This window comes from Pseudomonas sp. MAG002Y (genome assembly GCF_019400845.1).
In the GTDB taxonomy this organism is placed as follows: domain Bacteria; phylum Pseudomonadota; class Gammaproteobacteria; order Pseudomonadales; family Pseudomonadaceae; genus Chryseomonas; species Chryseomonas luteola.
In genome coordinates this window covers 63,350-80,336 of record NZ_WOEJ01000017.1, presented here as the reverse complement: position 1 = coordinate 80,336, position 16,987 = coordinate 63,350, and the positions used below count along the sequence as shown (strand labels likewise).

Annotated in this window: 15 protein-coding genes; 5 read left to right on the top strand and 10 right to left on the bottom strand. The window is 54.2% G+C overall.

Features of this window, described 5'->3' with window-relative positions; translation table 11 throughout:
* Nucleotides 1-3: 3 nt before the first annotated feature.
* The 3 genes from serC to mtnA all read right to left on the bottom strand — a co-directional run bounded on the left by serC (nt 4) and on the right by mtnA (nt 5,101).
* Nucleotides 4-1,089: a 3-phosphoserine/phosphohydroxythreonine transaminase gene (serC, locus tag GM154_RS20700; RefSeq protein ID WP_219653220.1), complete on the bottom strand. Its 1,086-nt coding sequence runs from the start codon at nt 1,087-1,089 to the stop codon at nt 4-6.
* Nucleotides 1,089-3,908, bottom strand: a complete 2,820-nt coding sequence (gene gyrA, locus GM154_RS20695) for a DNA gyrase subunit A (protein ID WP_219653219.1) — start codon at nt 3,906-3,908, stop codon at nt 1,089-1,091. Before gyrA ends, serC begins: the two co-directional genes overlap by 1 nt.
* Nucleotides 3,909-4,024: 116 nt before the next feature.
* Entirely contained in the window at nt 4,025-5,101 is a 1,077-nt protein-coding gene (gene mtnA, locus GM154_RS20690; RefSeq protein WP_219653218.1) for an S-methyl-5-thioribose-1-phosphate isomerase, read from the bottom strand.
* A 182-nt stretch (nt 5,102-5,283) separates the two neighbouring features.
* Between mtnA and GM154_RS20685 the strand changes: the two genes are divergently transcribed.
* The 4 genes from GM154_RS20685 to GM154_RS20670 all read left to right on the top strand — a co-directional run bounded on the left by GM154_RS20685 (nt 5,284) and on the right by GM154_RS20670 (nt 8,852).
* Nucleotides 5,284-6,606, top strand: coding sequence for a TRZ/ATZ family hydrolase (locus GM154_RS20685; protein ID WP_219653217.1), 1,323 nt, complete (start codon nt 5,284-5,286; stop codon nt 6,604-6,606).
* An 89-nt stretch (nt 6,607-6,695) separates the two neighbouring features.
* Nucleotides 6,696-7,394 (top strand): bifunctional 2-polyprenyl-6-hydroxyphenol methylase/3-demethylubiquinol 3-O-methyltransferase UbiG, encoded by a 699-nt coding sequence (gene ubiG / locus GM154_RS20680; protein WP_010797852.1) that lies wholly within the window; start codon nt 6,696-6,698, stop codon nt 7,392-7,394.
* 4 nt (nt 7,395-7,398) lie between these two features.
* Nucleotides 7,399-8,070 (top strand): N-acetylmuramic acid 6-phosphate phosphatase MupP, encoded by a 672-nt coding sequence (gene mupP / locus GM154_RS20675; protein ID WP_219653216.1) that lies wholly within the window; start codon nt 7,399-7,401, stop codon nt 8,068-8,070.
* Nucleotides 8,071-8,108: 38 nt separating this feature from the next.
* Nucleotides 8,109-8,852 (top strand): YciK family oxidoreductase, encoded by a 744-nt coding sequence (locus tag GM154_RS20670; RefSeq protein ID WP_219653215.1) that lies wholly within the window; start codon nt 8,109-8,111, stop codon nt 8,850-8,852.
* A 57-nt stretch (nt 8,853-8,909) separates the two neighbouring features.
* Here GM154_RS20670 and GM154_RS20665 read toward each other — a convergent pair whose 3' ends face one another.
* From GM154_RS20665 to selD, 3 genes are all read right to left on the bottom strand, one after another.
* A complete protein-coding gene (locus GM154_RS20665) occupies nt 8,910-9,191 on the bottom strand; it encodes a hypothetical protein (RefSeq protein ID WP_010797849.1) in 282 nt (93 codons plus the stop codon).
* Between the two features lie 64 nt (nt 9,192-9,255).
* Complete coding sequence (gene mnmH, locus GM154_RS20660; protein ID WP_219653214.1) at nt 9,256-10,347, bottom strand: tRNA 2-selenouridine(34) synthase MnmH; 1,092 nt, start codon at nt 10,345-10,347, stop codon at nt 9,256-9,258.
* On the bottom strand, nt 10,347-11,381 hold the full coding sequence (gene selD, locus GM154_RS20655; RefSeq protein ID WP_219653213.1) for a selenide, water dikinase SelD: 1,035 nt from the start codon (nt 11,379-11,381) through the stop codon (nt 10,347-10,349). Before selD ends, mnmH begins: the two co-directional genes overlap by 1 nt.
* Nucleotides 11,382-11,921: 540 nt before the next feature.
* On the opposite strand from selD, the gene GM154_RS20650 reads away from it, so the two are divergent.
* The gene (locus tag GM154_RS20650; RefSeq protein WP_219653212.1) at nt 11,922-13,127 is read left to right on the top strand and encodes an MFS transporter; all 1,206 of its coding nucleotides are present in this window, start codon (nt 11,922-11,924) and stop codon (nt 13,125-13,127) included.
* A 45-nt stretch (nt 13,128-13,172) separates the two neighbouring features.
* Here GM154_RS20650 and GM154_RS20645 read toward each other — a convergent pair whose 3' ends face one another.
* The 4 genes from GM154_RS20645 to GM154_RS20630 form a co-directional block, all read right to left on the bottom strand.
* Nucleotides 13,173-14,225: an AI-2E family transporter gene (locus tag GM154_RS20645; RefSeq protein ID WP_037030858.1), complete on the bottom strand. Its 1,053-nt coding sequence runs from the start codon at nt 14,223-14,225 to the stop codon at nt 13,173-13,175.
* A 164-nt stretch (nt 14,226-14,389) separates the two neighbouring features.
* Nucleotides 14,390-15,190 (bottom strand): DUF4892 domain-containing protein, encoded by an 801-nt coding sequence (locus tag GM154_RS20640; protein WP_125887854.1) that lies wholly within the window; start codon nt 15,188-15,190, stop codon nt 14,390-14,392.
* A gap of 247 nt (nt 15,191-15,437) precedes the next feature.
* Complete coding sequence (locus GM154_RS20635; protein ID WP_010797843.1) at nt 15,438-16,304, bottom strand: alpha/beta fold hydrolase; 867 nt, start codon at nt 16,302-16,304, stop codon at nt 15,438-15,440.
* Nucleotides 16,305-16,463: 159 nt separating this feature from the next.
* On the bottom strand, nt 16,464-16,901 hold the full coding sequence (locus GM154_RS20630) for a hotdog fold thioesterase (RefSeq protein WP_219653211.1): 438 nt from the start codon (nt 16,899-16,901) through the stop codon (nt 16,464-16,466).
* Nucleotides 16,902-16,987: the final 86 nt, after the last annotated feature.

Genomic DNA, 16,987 nt, shown 5'->3' with positions numbered 1-16,987 from the left:
GGTTTAACCGTGCCCCTTTTCAAACTCTGTCATATAGGCGACCAGTGCTTGCACAGCCTCAAGACTGACAGCGTTGTAGATGGATGCGCGCATGCCACCTACCGAGCGATGCCCCTGAAGATATAGAAGGCCTCGCTCTTCGGCACCCGACAGGAAAGTCTTGTCCAGACGCTCATCTGCCAGGCGGAAAGGCACGTTCATCCAGGAACGATCATTTACCGCAATCGGATTCATGTACATTTCACTACTATCGATGAAGCCATACAGAAGCTCCTGCTTCTGACGGTTGATCCGCTCGATGGCAGGTAGTCCACCCTGATCTTTCAGCCACTGGAACACCAGGCCAGACAGATACCAGGAAAACGTGGCGGGCGTGTTGTACATCGAACCGTTGTCTGCCTCGACCTTATAATCAAGGAGCTTGGGACAAGAGGAACGTGCCCGCCCCAGCAACTCCTCCTGAACGATCACCACTACAAGCCCACTGGGTCCGATGTTTTTCTGCGCGCCCGCATAAATCAACCCAAACCGTGACACGTCCAAAGGACGTGACAGTAGGTTCGAGGACGCATCAGCAACTAGAGGAACATCGTCTGTCTCAGGAATCCAGTTGTACTCAAGGCCGCCAATGGTTTCGTTCGGCGTGTAATGAACGTAGGCCGCGTCCTTGGAAAGCTGCCACTCATTCTGCCCAGGGATAGCCAGGTAATCGTATTTCTTGGCGCTGGCGGCAACATTCACTGCGCCATAGTTTTGCGCCTGCTCGATAGCCTTGCGTGACCAGATCCCTGTATCGATGTAATCAGCCTTTCCACCTTCAGGTAGCAGGTTCAGTGCAATCTGAGCGAACTGTAGACTTGCCCCACCCTGCAGGAAAAGCACTTTGTAATCAGCGGGGATTACAAGCAAATCCCGCAAGTCCTGCTCGGCTTTCGAGCTGATTGCAGTGAAGTCGTCGCCACGGTGACTCATCTCCATGACAGACAAGCCGCGCCCCTGCCAGTCGAGCAGATCGGCCTGAGCTTGTTTCAGTACCGCCTCCGGCAGCGCAGCCGGGCCAGCGCAGAAGTTATACGCTCGCTTGCTCATCACTCATCGTCCTCATTGGGCATGTTATCAGAGGGAACATCGTTGGCGCCCGGCAGGACATCCTCATCGCTTGGCTCTTCGCTAATGACAGGAAGCTCCTTTTCAAGCAACTCGTCATCAAGCTCGCCCTCATGCTCGATCAACTCGTCGTCAACTGAGGGCTCCTGCACACGCTCAAGGCCTACGAGCTTCTCGCCCTTGCCAAGCTTGATCAGTGTTACACCCTGCGTGTTGCGGCCTTGAAGGGAAACCTCATCAACCCGTGTACGCACCAGCGTACCCTGATCAGAAATCAACATGATTTCCTCACCTTCAAGGACTTGAATAGCGCCAATCAGCGGGCCATTACGCTCATTGGTTACCATGGCTATTACGCCCTGACCACCACGACCACGCTGCGGATACTCAGCAATAGCAGTACGCTTGCCATAACCATTCAGACTGGCTGTCAGTATCTGCGCCTGCTCTTCTGGAATCAGCATGGAAATCAGATGCTGCCCATCACCCAGACGCATACCGCGGACACCACGGGCTGTACGTCCCATCGTGCGGACATGACGCTCCTTGAAGCGAATGACCTTACCGTTGTCAGAGAACAGCATGACCTCCTGGGCGCCATCGGTAATGGCCGCTGCAATCAGGCTATCGCCCTCTTCCAGCTTCAGCGCAATCAGGCCATTGCTACGAGGACGACTGAACTGCACCAGCGGGGTTTTCTTGACCGTGCCGTAAGCAGTAGCCATGAAGATATAGGATCCGGTAGGCTCATCCTTGCCGCTATCTTCAACCCCTTCTGCGCCCTCATCGACCTCAGCATCATCTTCAAGCACCACGTCTTCAACGACATCGTCCTGATCACCCAGGTCTTCATCCTCAGGTGACTGTTGACGCACGGCCTCCAGATCTACTGGCAACATCGCAGTGATACGCTCGCCTTCAGCTAATGGCAGCAGATTTACAAGCGGACGACCACGTGCAGCACGAGAAGCCTCAGGAATTTCGTAGGTCTTTTTCCAGTACACCTTACCCAGGCTGGAGAACAACAGCAGTGTGGTATGGCTATTGGCGACAAGAAGATGCTCGATGTAATCGTCTTCCTTCACGCCCGAGGCAGAACGGCCGCGACCACCACGGCGCTGAGCCTGATAGGCATGCAAGGGCTGGGACTTGGCGTAGCCGCCATGGGAAATGGTGACGACACGATCTTCTTCTGTGATCAGGTCAGCAATGGTCAGATCGACTTGAGACGCGACGATTTCAGTACGACGTGCATCACCGAACTCTGTCTTGATCTTTTCAAGCTCCTCACGGATGACTTCCATGAGACGCTCAGGGCTGTTGAGTATTCGGATCAGCTCTGCAATCTGTTTCAGGATCTCCTGATATTCAGCCAGCAGCTTTTCATGCTCCAGGCCGGTCAGACGATGCAATCGCAGATCAAGGATGGCCTGCGCCTGCTCAGGAGACAGCCAGTATTTGCCATCACGAAGACCATACTGCGGATCCAGGTTCTCCGGCCGGCAAGAATCCGCACCAGCGCGTTCCACCATCGCCTCGACAGCACTGGACTCCCAGCCGGTCGCAATGAGACGCTCTTTGGCTTCAGCTGGGGTTGGAGAGGACCTGATCAGTTCAATAACCGGGTCGATATTGGACAGCGCTACCGCTTGGCCTTCGAGAATATGACCACGCTCACGCGCTTTACGCAGCTCATAAATGGTTCGGCGGGTAACCACTTCGCGACGGTGACGGATGAATGCCTCAAGCATGTCCTTCAGGTTAAGGACCTTGGGCTGGCCATCCACCAGCGCAACGATATTGATACCAAACACTGTTTGCAGCTGGGTTTGTGCATACAGATTGTTCAGCACGACCTCAGCCACTTCACCGCGGCGCAACTCAATTACGACACGCATGCCATCCTTGTCGGACTCATCACGCAGTTCGGTGATACCTTCGATCTTGCGTTCTTTCACCAGCTCGGCAATCTTTTCGATCAGACGAGCCTTGTTCAGCTGATAAGGCAGCTCGGTGATGACGATCTGCTGGCGAGTGCCTGACTTGTCGATATCCTCGACGTCAGCGCGTGCACGTACATAGATACGGCCACGTCCTGTGCGATAAGCCTCGATGATACCTGCCCGGCCATTGATAATGCCTGCAGTCGGGAAATCAGGTCCCGGGATATACTGCATCAGTTGATCGACAGTCAGCTCACTGTTTTCGATCAGTGCCAGGCAGCCATCGATCACTTCGGTCAGGTTGTGAGGCGGAATGTTAGTAGCCATCCCCACCGCGATACCACTGGAGCCATTGACCAGAAGGTTCGGAACCTTTGTAGGCATGACTGCCGGGATCTTCAGGGACCCGTCGTAGTTGTCTACCCAGTCAACGGTTTCCTTATCCAGGTCCGCCAGGATTTCGTGGGTCAATTTGAACATGCGCACTTCGGTGTATCGCATAGCGGCTGCGGAGTCACCGTCAACCGAACCGAAGTTACCTTGACCATTCACCAACATGTAGCGAAGGGAGAACGGCTGCGCCATACGTACAATCGTGTCGTATACCGCAGAGTCGCCGTGAGGGTGGTATTTACCGATTACGTCGCCCACGACACGGGCGGATTTCAGATAAGGCTTGTTCCAATCGTTACCCAGCTCGCTCATGGCATAAAGCACACGGCGATGCACAGGTTTCAAGCCGTCGCGCACATCCGGCAATGCGCGTCCGACGATTACGCTCATCGCATAATCGAGGTAAGACTGTCTGAGTTCGTCTTCAATATTGACCGGGAGGATTTCTTTGGCCAGTTCGCCCATGAGAAGCCTGGTTCCTTAGTTTCAACACCCTGCGGGAAAGCGGTAAATACTACCACAAACCAAGGGTTGCCTGCGGTTTCCCGCAGGCGATGTGTGAGTCGTGTTAAGCGGAAAAATCAGTGCAAGCGCTTGCGGTTCATAAGTGCAGCCATTTTCTCTGCAGTGGGCCGCTCCACGACGCCTCGCTCCGTGACAATCGCATCAATCAGATCAGCAGGCGTTACATCGAAAACAGGATTTACAGTATCGACTTCTGCCGCAATCCGAACGCCGCCTATTTCAAGCAGTTCGCGTCCCTCACGCTGCTCGATGGGGATGTCCTCACCGGATGTCAGATTCATGTCGATGGTCGAACTGGGCGCCACAACCATAAAGCGCACCCCATGGTGCATTGCATTGACGGCCAGCTGATAGGTCCCGATCTTGTTGGCAACGTCACCGTTGGCTGTGATTCGGTCAGCCCCTACGATGACCCAGGAGATATTGCCGGTTTTCATCAGATGGGCCGCTGCCGCATCGGCATTCAAAGTGACAGGAATGCCTTCGCCAGCCAACTCCCAGGCAGTAAGGCGGGCACCTTGTAGCCACGGGCGCGTCTCATCGGCAAATACCTTGTCCACAAGTCCTTCCAGGTGAGCCGCACGAATAACCCCCAGGGCGGTTCCAAACCCTCCGGTCGCCAACGCACCGGTATTGCAATGGGTCAGAAGCGTCTGAACGCCATCGCCATGCTTGCGAATCAACTCGACCCCGAGCTGCGCCATGGTCAGATTGGCTTCGCGATCGCTCTCATGGATGGCAACGGCCTCCGCTTCAAGGGCCGCTAGTGCCTCCTCGCCCGGCTTGAGTCGCTTCAGGCGCTCTCGCATACGATTAAGCGCCCAGAACAAGTTGACCGCTGTAGGACGGGACTCTGCGAGCATCTGCATATCCTCATCCAGCGCTTGCAACCAGTCTTCCCCTGCCTGCTGGCGCGCTCGAGCGCCTAGCACAACGCCGTAGGCTGCACTAATACCGATTGCCGGTGCTCCTCGCACGACCATCTGCCTGATTGCCTCGGCCACACCACTGGCCGAGTCATACGTGAGCCAGACTTCCTGCATGGGTAATAAACGCTGATCTAGCAGATGCAGTACGCCCTCTTTCCACTCGATAGCCTTGACCTTCTCTGCGGCCAGAAGTCGTTCGCGCATGATCACCCTCATCGCCTGAAACAAAAAAGTCGATTATACAGGGGTGATACAAGCCGCTGTGACAGGACATCGCGAATACATGGGCTTATAAACGCTTTTATCGATAATGTGGTCCGACTGAGTCCCGCCATTGGGCTGACGCCAGTTATACTTTCATTTATTTACCTTCAGGAAGCCCTTCCATGCCTGGTGTCGTGCCCCTTGACCTGCTTCTTTTCCCCACCTGGATCGTTCCGGTGGAACCGGCCGGGGTGGTACTGACTGACTACGCTATCGGCATCAAGAATGGGCAAATCGCCGTATTGGCACCCCGCTCTGATCTGCGACGCTATCAGGCAGCCGAGTCAGTCGAACTTCCCGGCATGCTACTGAGTCCGGGCCTCATCAATATGCACGGCCATGCTGCGATGACACTGTTTCGTGGCCTTGCGGATGACCTTCCGCTCATGACTTGGCTACAGGAACATATCTGGCCCGCTGAAGCCAAATGGGTAAGCGAGGATTTCGTCCGCGACGGCACCCGATTGGCCATCGCAGAGCAAATCAAAGGCGGCATAACCTGCTTTTCGGATATGTACTTTTTTCCGCAGGTAGCGTGTGAGGCCATCCACGAGTCAGGTATGCGGGCGCAAGTCACCCTGCCGATCATGAACTTTCCTGTACCAGGGGCAAGGACTGCAGATGAGGCGATACGCCGGGGACTTGAGCTTTTTGATGACCTGAAGCTACATGAGCGCATCAAGGTCGCTTTTGGGCCTCACGCCCCCTACACCGTCAGCGATGACAAGCTGGCCAATGTCCTGATGTTGGCCGATCAACTTGACGCATGCATCCACATGCATGTGCATGAAACGGCTGGCGAGGTGCAGGAGGCAATCGAAAAGACAGGGGAACGTCCGCTTGCTCGCCTGCGCAGGCTAGGACTTTTAGGTCCCCGCTTCCAGTCTGTCCACATGACCCAGATCGACGAGGAAGACTTGGAAAATCTGGTTGAGACCAACACTCATGTAATCCACTGCCCTGAGTCCAATCTCAAGCTAGCCAGCGGTTTCTGCCCGGTAGAAACGCTTTGGCAGGCAGGCGTGAACGTCGCGATAGGTACGGACGGGGCAGCCAGCAACAATGACCTGGATCTGTTGGGCGAAACCCGTACCGCCGCTCTCCTGGCCAAGGCCGTAGCCGGTTCCGCAACAGCACTGGATGCACACAGAGCCTTGCGTATGGCCACACTCAATGGGGCACGTGCCCTAGGTCTTGAGCGCTGCCTGGGCTCCCTTGAGGTGGGCAAGGCAGCTGACATGGTCGCTTTCAACATGAGCGGACTGGCTCAGCAACCCATTTATGACCCAGTGTCTCAACTGATTTATGCCAGCAACCGTGATTGTGTGAAGCATGTCTGGGTGGGTGGTCGCCCCTTGTTAAAGGACGGCAAGCTGACCCGCCTGGATGAACAAGAACTTATCGAGAACGCTCGCACCTGGGGCCAAAAGATAGCCGCTCGCTAACGACTGGCTGCGCCAGTGGTGCGTTCATCTAGCAAATGCCAAATCACAAGCGCATTTGCACAACGAATTTAGAGAATGGAGTGTAAGGGATGTCCAACGTCGATAATGCCGAGATTGCCAAATTCGAAGCCCTGGCCTCGCGGTGGTGGGACAGAGAGAGTGAATTCAAGCCGCTTCATGATATCAATCCGTTGCGCGTCAATTGGATTGACCAACACGCCAACCTCGCCGGCAAAAAAGTACTCGACGTAGGCTGCGGCGGCGGCATCCTGAGCGAAGCCATGGCAGTACGGGGCGCGGACGTCACAGGGATCGACATGGGCGAAGCGCCGCTTTCAGTTGCACAGCTTCACCAACTGGAATCAGGTGTGCCCGTCAGCTACCGCCGCATTACCGCTGAGGAGCTGGCAGCTGAAACGCCCGGCGCTTACGATGTCGTCACATGCATGGAAATGCTTGAGCATGTCCCAGATCCGGCATCTGTGATTCAAGCATGCCGGACACTAGTTAAACCTGGCGGCCATGTCTTTTTCTCTACGATTAACCGCAACCCCAAATCCTATCTATTTGCCATTGTGGGCGCCGAATATGTCTTGCGTCTGCTGCCGCGCGGCACTCATGACTTCCGCAAGTTTATTCGTCCATCCGAATTAGGCGCTTGGTGCCGAAACGCCGGCCTACACGTACGCGATGTCATCGGTATGACTTACAACCCGATTACCAAGGTCTACAAGCTGGGCAATGATGTCGACGTAAACTACATGCTGCGCACCATCCGCGAGGAGTAATAGGATGCGAATAAAAGCAGTACTGTTCGATATGGACGGCACATTGCTCGACACGGCACCTGACTTTATCGCCGTGATCCAGTCCATGCGCGCTGATCGAGGCTTGCCAGCCGTCGATGAGAAAACTGTCCGGGACGTCGTATCGGGTGGCGCGCGAGCCATGGTAGCCAGCGCGTTCGAAGTAGATCCCTTGAGCGATGAGTTTGACCCACTACGATTGGACTTTCTTGACCGCTATCAGGATCACTGCGCCATCCACTCTCACCTATTCGAGGGCATGGAAGAATTGTTGGCGGACCTGGAGCAGGCTCGTCTGACTTGGGGCGTAGTCACCAACAAGCCCGTCCGTTATGCAGAGCCCATCATGCAGGCACTTGGCCTTGCTAAACGTTCAGCCGTTCTGATCTGCCCTGACCACGTCACCTACAGCAAACCTGATCCAGAGCCCGTGTTGTTAGCGTGTAAACAAATCAATATCGAGCCGCAAGCCGTCATTTTTGTCGGTGACGATCGTCGAGATATCGATTCGGGGCGCGCAGCGGGCACCAAAACAGCGGCCGTGCGATATGGCTATATCCATCCAGAGGACAATCCTGCTCACTGGGGCGCCGATCTGGTAGTAGATCACCCGCTTGAGCTGCGTGACGCCTTGGACCGCGCCATTTGCGGCTGTTAAAATAGTAGGGCCGCTCAAGCGAGCGGCTGGGAGTCAAGATGTTTGAATACAAGGCCCGCCCTGACCTTCTCAAAAATCGAATCATCCTTGTAACAGGTGCCGGACGAGGCATTGGCCGGGCAGCGGCAAAAACCTATGCTGCCCATGGCGCAACCATCCTACTCTTGGGTAAGACAGAAGAGAACCTCAACGAGGTCTACGATGAAATCGAGGCTGCTGGCCATCCACAAGCGGTAGTCGTTCCTTTTGACCTTGAAGCCGCACGGCCTGAGCAGTTCGAAGAGCTGGCTGCCATGGTAGAAACGGAGTTTGGTCGACTTGATGGTCTTTTGCACAATGCAGGTATTCTAGGTCCTCGCACCTCTGTTGAGCAGACCAGCGGAGAAGCCTTCATGCAGGTTATGCAAGTCAACGTCAACGCAGTCTTCATGCTAACGCGTGCGCTACTGCCACTGCTCAGACAATCGAACGATGCCTCGATCATTTTCACCTCCAGCAGTGTGGGGCGAAAAGGACGTGCCTATTGGGGAGCATACGCCGTTTCTAAATTTGCCAACGAAGGCCTTATGCAGGTGGTTGCCGATGAAATGGATGGCACTGCGGCCGTACGGGCCAACAGTATCAATCCCGGCGGAACCCGAACCGACATGCGCGCCCTCGCTTACCCTGCTGAAAACCCTGCACGCAACCCAACACCCGAGGAGATCATGCCCGTCTACCTCTATTTGATGGGACCAGACAGCGCACACGTCAATGGGCAAGCGTTCAACGCTCAAGGCTAGATAGAGGAAAGGGAAGCAAGAAAGGATGAACATGTGAGATGTTCATCCTTGGATCAATCAACGACCAGCGCGTGATTCGCGAATATAGAAGCGCGCCTTCTGGGCATTTTGAACGCAGCCGTTATAGGCTTCTACCTGCTGCTGAGTCTTGGCGGTTGAAATCAAGCCCAGCGCCTTGGAGTAGCTGACCGTACCTGCAAACCCTTCGGTTTTGGCTATATCCAGTTCTTTCCATGCAGCGTTCACTTCCGCTGCACAACTGTCTCGGTTGACCGTTTTGGCTGCACATCCAGCAAGTACCAGCGCCGCGACAGGCATCATTGCAAGCCAGCGATTCATGATTTGACTCCTTCAATGGATAAGTAAATCCGGCGCATTAAAGACCTCGTTTTAATTAGCCTGTTCAACGGTTTGCCTTGAGATAACCCACGACCGCCTGCTGATCTCCAGCAAAGAGGATGCGCCCTGACTTATTCTCGCGTTGATAGGCATACATAGGGTCGTAATATTCACTTAGCAACGCTCGAATCCATTCACGATGCTGCTCTACATCGCCACTGACCTTCTGCACCGCGAGTGCTTCATTCATGATTTCCGCCAGGCGTTGATAGCGCTCGCCGCCCAGTCTTTTGGCAATATTGGAAAGACTCTTACAAAGCTGTTCAGCAAACAAATCAAATCCGCTGTCGCCATGTTCACGATTGAACTCGGCTGCCAGATCAATCACGTAGTCCTTTAGTATTCGCTCGACACGCTCCTCCAGGGTGTCTTCCAGCCATACCATGGGAAAATGCTGCATAGCCTGGTGCAACTCAAAAGGCAAGGAGCACCGCCCAATCAACCGAGACTCATCTTCCAGCACAAAACGATCCTGCCCCTTTGCACGACGCCTCAACAAGTCAATGGCCAGACTGTTCTCAAAATCGATTTGTGATGGCTGTACGGTGGCGCGCTTACCAAAACTTGAGCCGCGATGATTGGCATGCCCTTCCAGATCAATACTATCGTCGAGCTGAGCGATGACTTCTGTTTTGCCAGTTCCAGTCATACCGCCCACCAATACAAAGCGGCATTCCTCAACAGACTGAAGCAGTGTTTCCATGAGAAACGTACGCATGGCCTTATAGCCACCGGCTACACGTGGATAGGCAATACCTGCCTCACTAAGCAGCCATTGCTGAGTGATTTGCGACCGCAGCCCACCCCTGAAGCAGTACAGATAGCCCTCCGGATTGGCCTCGGCAAACTCGGCCCACGCCTGTACCCGCGCTTCCTTCAACTTACCGGAAACCAGAGAGTGTCCAAGCTCCAGAGCAGCCTGCTGCCCCTTCAGCTTGTAACAGGTACCCACCTTTTGCCGCTCGATGTCATTCATCAACGGCCGGTTGGTTGCGCCCGGAAAAGCGCCCTTGGAAAACTCGACGGGTGCACGCACATCCATTAGCGGCACACCAGAAAGAAAGAGGGAGCGGTAGTCCCGAGCGTCATCGCGCATCAACACACCTCAACCGCATGCCGCTGTCGATCAACCATTTCGCCAATAGGCTGAAGTGATAGGCCTAACTCTCGAGCGACCGACATGAATGCTGACTCGCCCTGCGGCTCGACCGCGATCAACAGCCCGCCACTGGTCTGGGGATCGCACAAAAGCAATTTCTGCTGCTCGGATAGCGATGCAATACGGTCACCGTAGCTATCGAAGTTGCGTAAGGTGCCACCAGGCACACACCCCCACTCCAGATACTGCTCAACCATAGGCAAACGTGGAACTGCGTTATATTCGACCCGGGCAGTTAAGCCGCTGCCGTCAGCCATTTCCACCAGATGTCCCAGTAGCCCGAAGCCCGTTACATCTGTCATTGCGGTGACGGCAGCCAACTTGCCAAAGCGACTACCCGGCTTGTTCAATTGACACATCCAATCGCGTGCGACACCCATGTCTTCCACACGCAATTTTGATTTTTTTTCAGCGGTAGTCAGAATGCCGATGCCCAGAGGCTTGGTAAGGAACAACTTGCAGCCTAACGAAGCCGTGTCGTTTCGCTTCATGTTTCGCTTTTCGACGACACCTGTTACTGCCAGACCAAAAATAGGTTCAGGCGCATCGATAGAGTGTCCACCAGCCAACGGGATGCCCGCCTCGTCACAAACCTTGCGGCCACCTGCCACCACTTCCCGTGCAACCTCAGGCGGAAGCACATTGACAGGCCAGCCCAAAATTGCAATTGCCATCAAAGGATCGCCACCCATGGCGTAGATATCGCTAATGGCGTTGGTCGCCGCGATACGTCCGAAATCAAAGGGATCATCCACAATGGGCATGAAAAAGTCAGTTGTAGAAACCACACCTCGCTCAGCATCAAGGGCATATACCGCTGCATCATCCCTCGAGGCATTTCCTACCCAAAGATTCGGGTCCAGATGCTGGGCACCACTGCCGGCCAGAATGATTTCCAATACCTTAGGCGAAATCTTGCAACCACAGCCGGCTCCATGGCTGTATTGGGTAAGGCGAATCGGCTCGGACATAAGTACTCCGCTGAAGGCTAAGAATTTCATACGCGCGAGGCGCGCTTATAGGTCCGTATTCTAACAAAGCCTGGATAAGGTTAGGCTTGCTTGGTGAGTGAACCAGACTAAATAGCCAGCATACGCCTGCTATATGCCTGATTCGAGGCTCGTATGGAGCCACGGATGGAACTTGCCAACTATTTACAAGGACAAAATGTCGCGAAAAAACATTGTATAAACGCCTTAAAGTACCTGGCATGAACGTTTTTAATCCACAAAAGCTGTGGATAAGTTCGTGGAAAAGATGGTGGAAATCACCGCAACGCCAGTAGCCACGCCACCTTTAACTAAACTGTCGTTTTTTTAGGCAATCCATAAATTCTGTGCCTTTTCAGTTATTTATAATTTTAGAGTATAGCTTTACTACGCATTACAACCCCTTGACATTACGCCCAATGGCGTTTTAGTCGGGTGTGTATATCTCGCCACCCCAACTACAAAAATGTCCTGCCGATTGTTTGAGGTAGGATGAGCATGTTTATACATTTGGATTACTTAATGTCTGCCCCATCAACCCACACCTCATCTGTACCCGCACGTGCGTGGTTACTCCTGCTGGGACTCTTTCTTGTCGCACTTAATTTAAGGCCCGCCTTATCAAGTCTTTCCCCTCTGCTTCGTCAGATCGAGGCCTCGACCGGGTTGTCCAGCTCAGCAGCCGGGCTACTGACTACAGCACCCGTCCTGTGCCTGGGACTTTTTGCGCCATTGGCGCCTCGCCTCTCCCGATGGCTGGGCAGCGAAAGAACCGTGCTGGTGATACTGCTTACACTGGCAGGCGGTATTGTCTTACGTAGTCTGTTACCCCCTGCCGGCCTGTTTATAGGCAGTCTTGTTGCAGGTGCCAGCATTGGAGTCATAGGCGTTCTATTACCCGGCATTATCAAGCGGGACTTTCCAAAGCAGGCAGGCATGCTCATGGGCGCCTATACCATGGCGCTATGCCTGGGTGCCGCCCTCGCCGCCGGTGCAACAGCCCCACTGGAGCATATGTTCAACGACCGCTGGCAACCGGCCTTGGCTTTCTGGGCAACACCAGCGATCTTGGCAGCAATCGTCTGGTTGCCGCAAACCCGCGCTAATCATCATGCGAACAGCCAGAAATGGCAGGTGGTAGGCTTATGGCAGGATAAGCTGGCTTGGCAGGTCACCCTTTATATGGGGCTTCAATCGTCGCTCGCCTATATTGTTTTTGGATGGCTACCCTCCATCCTGATTGATCGAGGTCTCAGCGCTGTAGAGGCAGGACTCATGCTGTCCATTTCAGTCCTACTTCAATTACTGACCGCGCTTATCACGCCTTGGCTGGCTACCCGAGGCAAGGACCAGCGCCTGGCCATCATCCTGGTGCTGAGCATGACGCTAACCGGCCTTCTTGGCTGCCTGTACGGTTCCCTCGGCAGTCTATGGTTCTGGGCTTGCATTCTAGGCCTGGGCCAAGGCGGAACCTTCAGTATAGCACTGGCCTTGATCGTACTTCGTTCGCCTGATGCGCATATTGCAGCTCGCCTGTCAGGAATGTCCCAAGGCGTAGGCTATACATTGGCAGCCATGGGTCCCCTGCTGGTAGGCGTGATCCATGACATGAGCAGCGGCTGGAGCAGTGTGGGCATCCTGTTTATTGGAATCGCCATTTCAGCCGCGTTATTTGGCCTGCTTGCAGGACGCAACCTGCATGTAAACGCCAAGAGCCTTCCGCTATAACGTGCTTGAGTGGGGTAAAACGTCTTGTTTGCCCCACTCGTTTGGTTATGGCTTTGGGACCTGATCTGTAGCGCCTGCCATCCAGTCACGAATCAGATTGTAGGCAACGGCCAAAAGAATAGGCCCCAGAAACAATCCCATAAAACCAAACGCCAGCAGGCCGCCAAAGACACCAAGCAATACGACTACCAATGGCAGGTCCCCTCCCCGACTAATCAAATACGGCTTGAGAATATTATCTACACCGCTAATGACAAAGAGCCCCCAAAGCCCCATGAATATGGCGTATCCATATTCCTGCTGGAGCACCAGCCAGATCGTTGAAGGTATCCAGACCAGCGGAGGCCCTACAGGGATCAAGCTCAATGCAAAGGTCAACAGCGCCAATCCTAACGCGCCGGGCACCCCAGCGATCATTAGGCCTATCATCGCCAAGACACCTTGAGCCGCCGCCGTTCCTAGAATTCCATTAACGACTCGATGCACTGTGCCGCCGACCAGTTGCATATAATGGCCGGCTTGAGCACCAATCAGCCTGACGAGCAGCTTCTCAACCAAGGTAGCCAGCCGAGGTCCGTCACGGTAGAAGAAAAACACCAGGACAAGACTTAGCGCCAGCTCTAAAAAGCCGCCACCTACGCGCGCACTTCGCGCCAGAAGCCAATTCCCCATCTGCCCCAGATAGGGCTTCAAGCTGTCAAAATAGGCAGTACCTCGCGCATCTAGGGTTTGCCATAGACTGGCCAGCCGGTCGCCAACAAGAGGCAACCGCACTACCCACTCTGGCACAGGCGGCAAACCGCCCACTTGAATGCTGCGAACTAACTCAATCGTTCCACGCACATGATCAGCAAGTCCGATACCAACCCATACAAGCGGCAATGCCACCAACAATATCCAACCGATCGTAAGAATCGCAGCGGCCACCGTATTGCGGCCGTTCAGCCTGCGGGTCAAGCCCCGCATCAGGGGCCAACTGGCGTAAGCCAGTACCGCAGCCCAAAATAGGGCCGACATGAATGGCAGCAACACCCATAGACAGGCACCAAGGAGTGACAGGAGAAGTATGCGGACGAGCAGGCGATCGTGCTCATACATGGGCGGAGGTAATTGGGGAGACTGACCAGCAGGAAGCCGCATAAAAATTCCTAAGATGACAATCGAATCACTGTCCTGCTTAATCGGTTCCACCCGCCGGACAGGCAAGTGACAATGTCAGAGCTTAACGCCCCGCCAGATACCTGTCGTTACCGCTAGATGGGTTATAGCTGCAGATAGAGCCCAGGCTCACGATTCGGGTCAACTTCAAGCCGGGCAGCTCGTATTCTCCTGGCCAGCAACGCTTTTTCCCACTTGCCCGCTTGCGGCCCACCGATGATCACTCGGGTACCTGTGTCCAGATTAAGGCACTGCCCTACCAGGTCCAGCCAGATATCGTCTGGTGGATCGGCTAACGCAGGAAGATGTAACTCACCATCTTGCCGCAATTGACGAAGCAATGTTGCAGGACTTGCTACCAGCTTGCCCAAAGGTATGGAAGCCTCGAGCTGCTCCACATGCAGATAACCCCTTCGATTACCCCGAGTGATCGCGTAAAGCGCCAGCAATGTGTCGTCTTGTGGTGGAGCGAGACGCAACAGGAGATACGACTGCTGCTCGTCCGGCCCATACAACTGCGATTTTCCAAAAATAGCATTGGCAAATACATTACTGGAGCCACAATCGCGTCCCTTACACCACGATAACGGTATCGCAGATTGCTTCTGCAATGTACTTCTAGCCTCATTAAGTGCCGCAATAGGGTCATGGCCACGGGGCAACTCATAGGTCAGCGTGACGAGCTTACCCTCTGCTTGGACGTCTCCCTCCAGGCGCAACTTGCCTCCTATACGACTTACAGCGCCCTGTGGGTACATTTTTTCGACAGACCCAGCCTCACGATAATCAATAATTTCGGCATGGGCAGGTCGCGCCAGCACTGGAAGATCGACACTGCCTGGCATATCTGCCGCAACAGCAGCACACGTCATGAATCCCAGACCAAGCGCAAAAAAAAGTCGCATATATATTAGTGAATCACCCTGAATTAATTTAAAGACCCATAAATAATAGCGGGGACATGTTTACCTGGAGTAGCGTGTTATACCGGCACACGCTTTCTCCTGCCTGAGGACTGACAGGCGAATCTGACAGAGCGAATACACGTTCAAAACCGCCCAAACGCTGCATCCTTTAGAGGCATGGCTCCCTGTGACTTGATCGCTATTGATCCTTTATGCATAACAAGCCTTATCAATACCCGTATTCGAGTCAAGCTGCAGAGAAAAAGCGATTGAAACAATCTGCTACCGCCCTTGCGCCAACCTCGTTATCCAGATGCAAGTGATGCCCCCCAGCCAAACGGGTAACTTCATAGCAAGCAAGCTCCTGTAAAAGTCCATCGATACCGGGAATATTGACGAGCAGCCCCTTGTCAGCCACAACGAGACTCGCGGGGCACTGCACTTTTTTAATGAACGCCAAGGCCTGCTCATGCGTCAGCCTTAATGTGGCCGGCAAGGTTAAACGAGCATCGGAGCGCCAGGTATACCCTCCTGGAATAGGCATCAACCCTCGCTCTGCCAGTAGCTCTGCAGCCTCCATACTGACCGATCCCACACCTTTGAGTCTGGCTTGAGCGGCCTGCTGAACAGTCTCATAAACCGGCTTGCGCTTATTGGGCAAATTAAGCTGAGCACGCAAGGCATTGCCTAATTTTTCAGGCGCCTCATCCGGCTCTGTCGTGTACGGTAGCAGCCCGTCGATCAACGCCAGACGCTCGACACGTTCCGGCAATGCTGCTGCGAAAAGCACCGAAATAATGGCCCCGAGTGAGTGACCCAGTAACGAGAAGCGCTCCCACCCTAGCTGCTCTGCTGCCATCAATACGTCCTGCACGTAGTCTTGCAGCAGGTAGCCAACACCGGCCGGGCGATGAGCGGATAAACCATGCCCCGGCAGGTCGACTGCAACAATGCGCAACCCCTCCAGATAAGGGGCCAATCGCGAGAACGTCATGGCATTATCTAACCAGCCATGCAAAGCCAGCACTGGCCGCCCGTCTTCAGGGCCGAATAAACGAGCCGCAAGCTCAAGGTGGGGTAAGTTAAGGCGCAACTCCTGTACATGGGCAGTCATGTCTAGTTCTCATAATTGATTTTCAGATCAGACAATAAAGCAAGCAGAAGGGCTTCGCAGAGCAATGGCGCTCATGCTCGACGAACCAGTAAATGCTCTAGATATAAAGAGGCGCAAGACCAACACCTAATAACCGAAAGGGCTGGTCCAGGCGCGGCATCAGGACGAAATGCGGTCTTTGGGAATGACAGCTACCGTTAAACGCGAAATACAGGTTGCACGCCCCGCTTCATCTGACAATCGGATATCCCATACATGAGTACTTCGACCCAGATGGACAGGCTTTGCCACAGCGGTCACCCGTCCACGTTTAACAGCTCGCAAATGATTGGCATTGACCTCAAGCCCCACGCAGGTGTACTGGCTCCTGTCGATACAGAGCAGACTGGCAATGGAGCCGACGGTTTCTGCCAAGACAACAGAAGCCCCTCCATGAAGCAACCCAAACGGCTGGTGGGTACGCTCATCTACCGCCATGCTTGCAGTGAGCGAATCTTCATCATAAGCCTCAAAATGAATATCCACGCGCTCGCAAATAGTGTTTTGCAAACTCTCATCCAGCGCAGCGAGGTCCGGCTCGGTGAACCAGATACTCATACCAGGTACTCCGCATAGACCCGTAAAGACACACCTGATGCATCAATTAACATAACGACCTCTTTTTTGTTAGAAATTATGGAATC

Excerpts from the sequence above, each read along its gene's own strand:
- GM154_RS20630 (WP_219653211.1), bottom strand. The coding sequence starts at position 16,901 with ATGAGTATCTGGTTCACCGAGCCGGACCTCGCTGCGCTGGATGAGAGT.
- mupP (WP_219653216.1), top strand. The coding sequence starts at position 7,399 with ATGCGAATAAAAGCAGTACTGTTCGATATGGACGGCACATTGCTCGAC.
- GM154_RS20685 (WP_219653217.1), top strand. The coding sequence starts at position 5,284 with ATGCCTGGTGTCGTGCCCCTTGACCTGCTTCTTTTCCCCACCTGGATC.
- serC (WP_219653220.1), bottom strand. The coding sequence starts at position 1,089 with ATGAGCAAGCGAGCGTATAACTTCTGCGCTGGCCCGGCTGCGCTGCCG.
- ubiG (WP_010797852.1), top strand. The coding sequence starts at position 6,696 with ATGTCCAACGTCGATAATGCCGAGATTGCCAAATTCGAAGCCCTGGCC.
- mtnA (WP_219653218.1), bottom strand. The coding sequence starts at position 5,101 with ATGCGCGAACGACTTCTGGCCGCAGAGAAGGTCAAGGCTATCGAGTGG.
- selD (WP_219653213.1), bottom strand. The coding sequence starts at position 11,381 with ATGTCCGAGCCGATTCGCCTTACCCAATACAGCCATGGAGCCGGCTGT.
- GM154_RS20670 (WP_219653215.1), top strand. The coding sequence starts at position 8,109 with ATGTTTGAATACAAGGCCCGCCCTGACCTTCTCAAAAATCGAATCATC.
- GM154_RS20640 (WP_125887854.1), bottom strand. The coding sequence starts at position 15,190 with ATGCGACTTTTTTTTGCGCTTGGTCTGGGATTCATGACGTGTGCTGCT.
- GM154_RS20650 (WP_219653212.1), top strand. The coding sequence starts at position 11,922 with ATGTCTGCCCCATCAACCCACACCTCATCTGTACCCGCACGTGCGTGG.
- GM154_RS20635 (WP_010797843.1), bottom strand. The coding sequence starts at position 16,304 with ATGACTGCCCATGTACAGGAGTTGCGCCTTAACTTACCCCACCTTGAG.
- mnmH (WP_219653214.1), bottom strand. The coding sequence starts at position 10,347 with ATGCGCGATGACGCTCGGGACTACCGCTCCCTCTTTCTTTCTGGTGTG.
- GM154_RS20665 (WP_010797849.1), bottom strand. The coding sequence starts at position 9,191 with ATGAATCGCTGGCTTGCAATGATGCCTGTCGCGGCGCTGGTACTTGCT.
- gyrA (WP_219653219.1), bottom strand. The coding sequence starts at position 3,908 with ATGGGCGAACTGGCCAAAGAAATCCTCCCGGTCAATATTGAAGACGAA.
- GM154_RS20645 (WP_037030858.1), bottom strand. The coding sequence starts at position 14,225 with ATGTATGAGCACGATCGCCTGCTCGTCCGCATACTTCTCCTGTCACTC.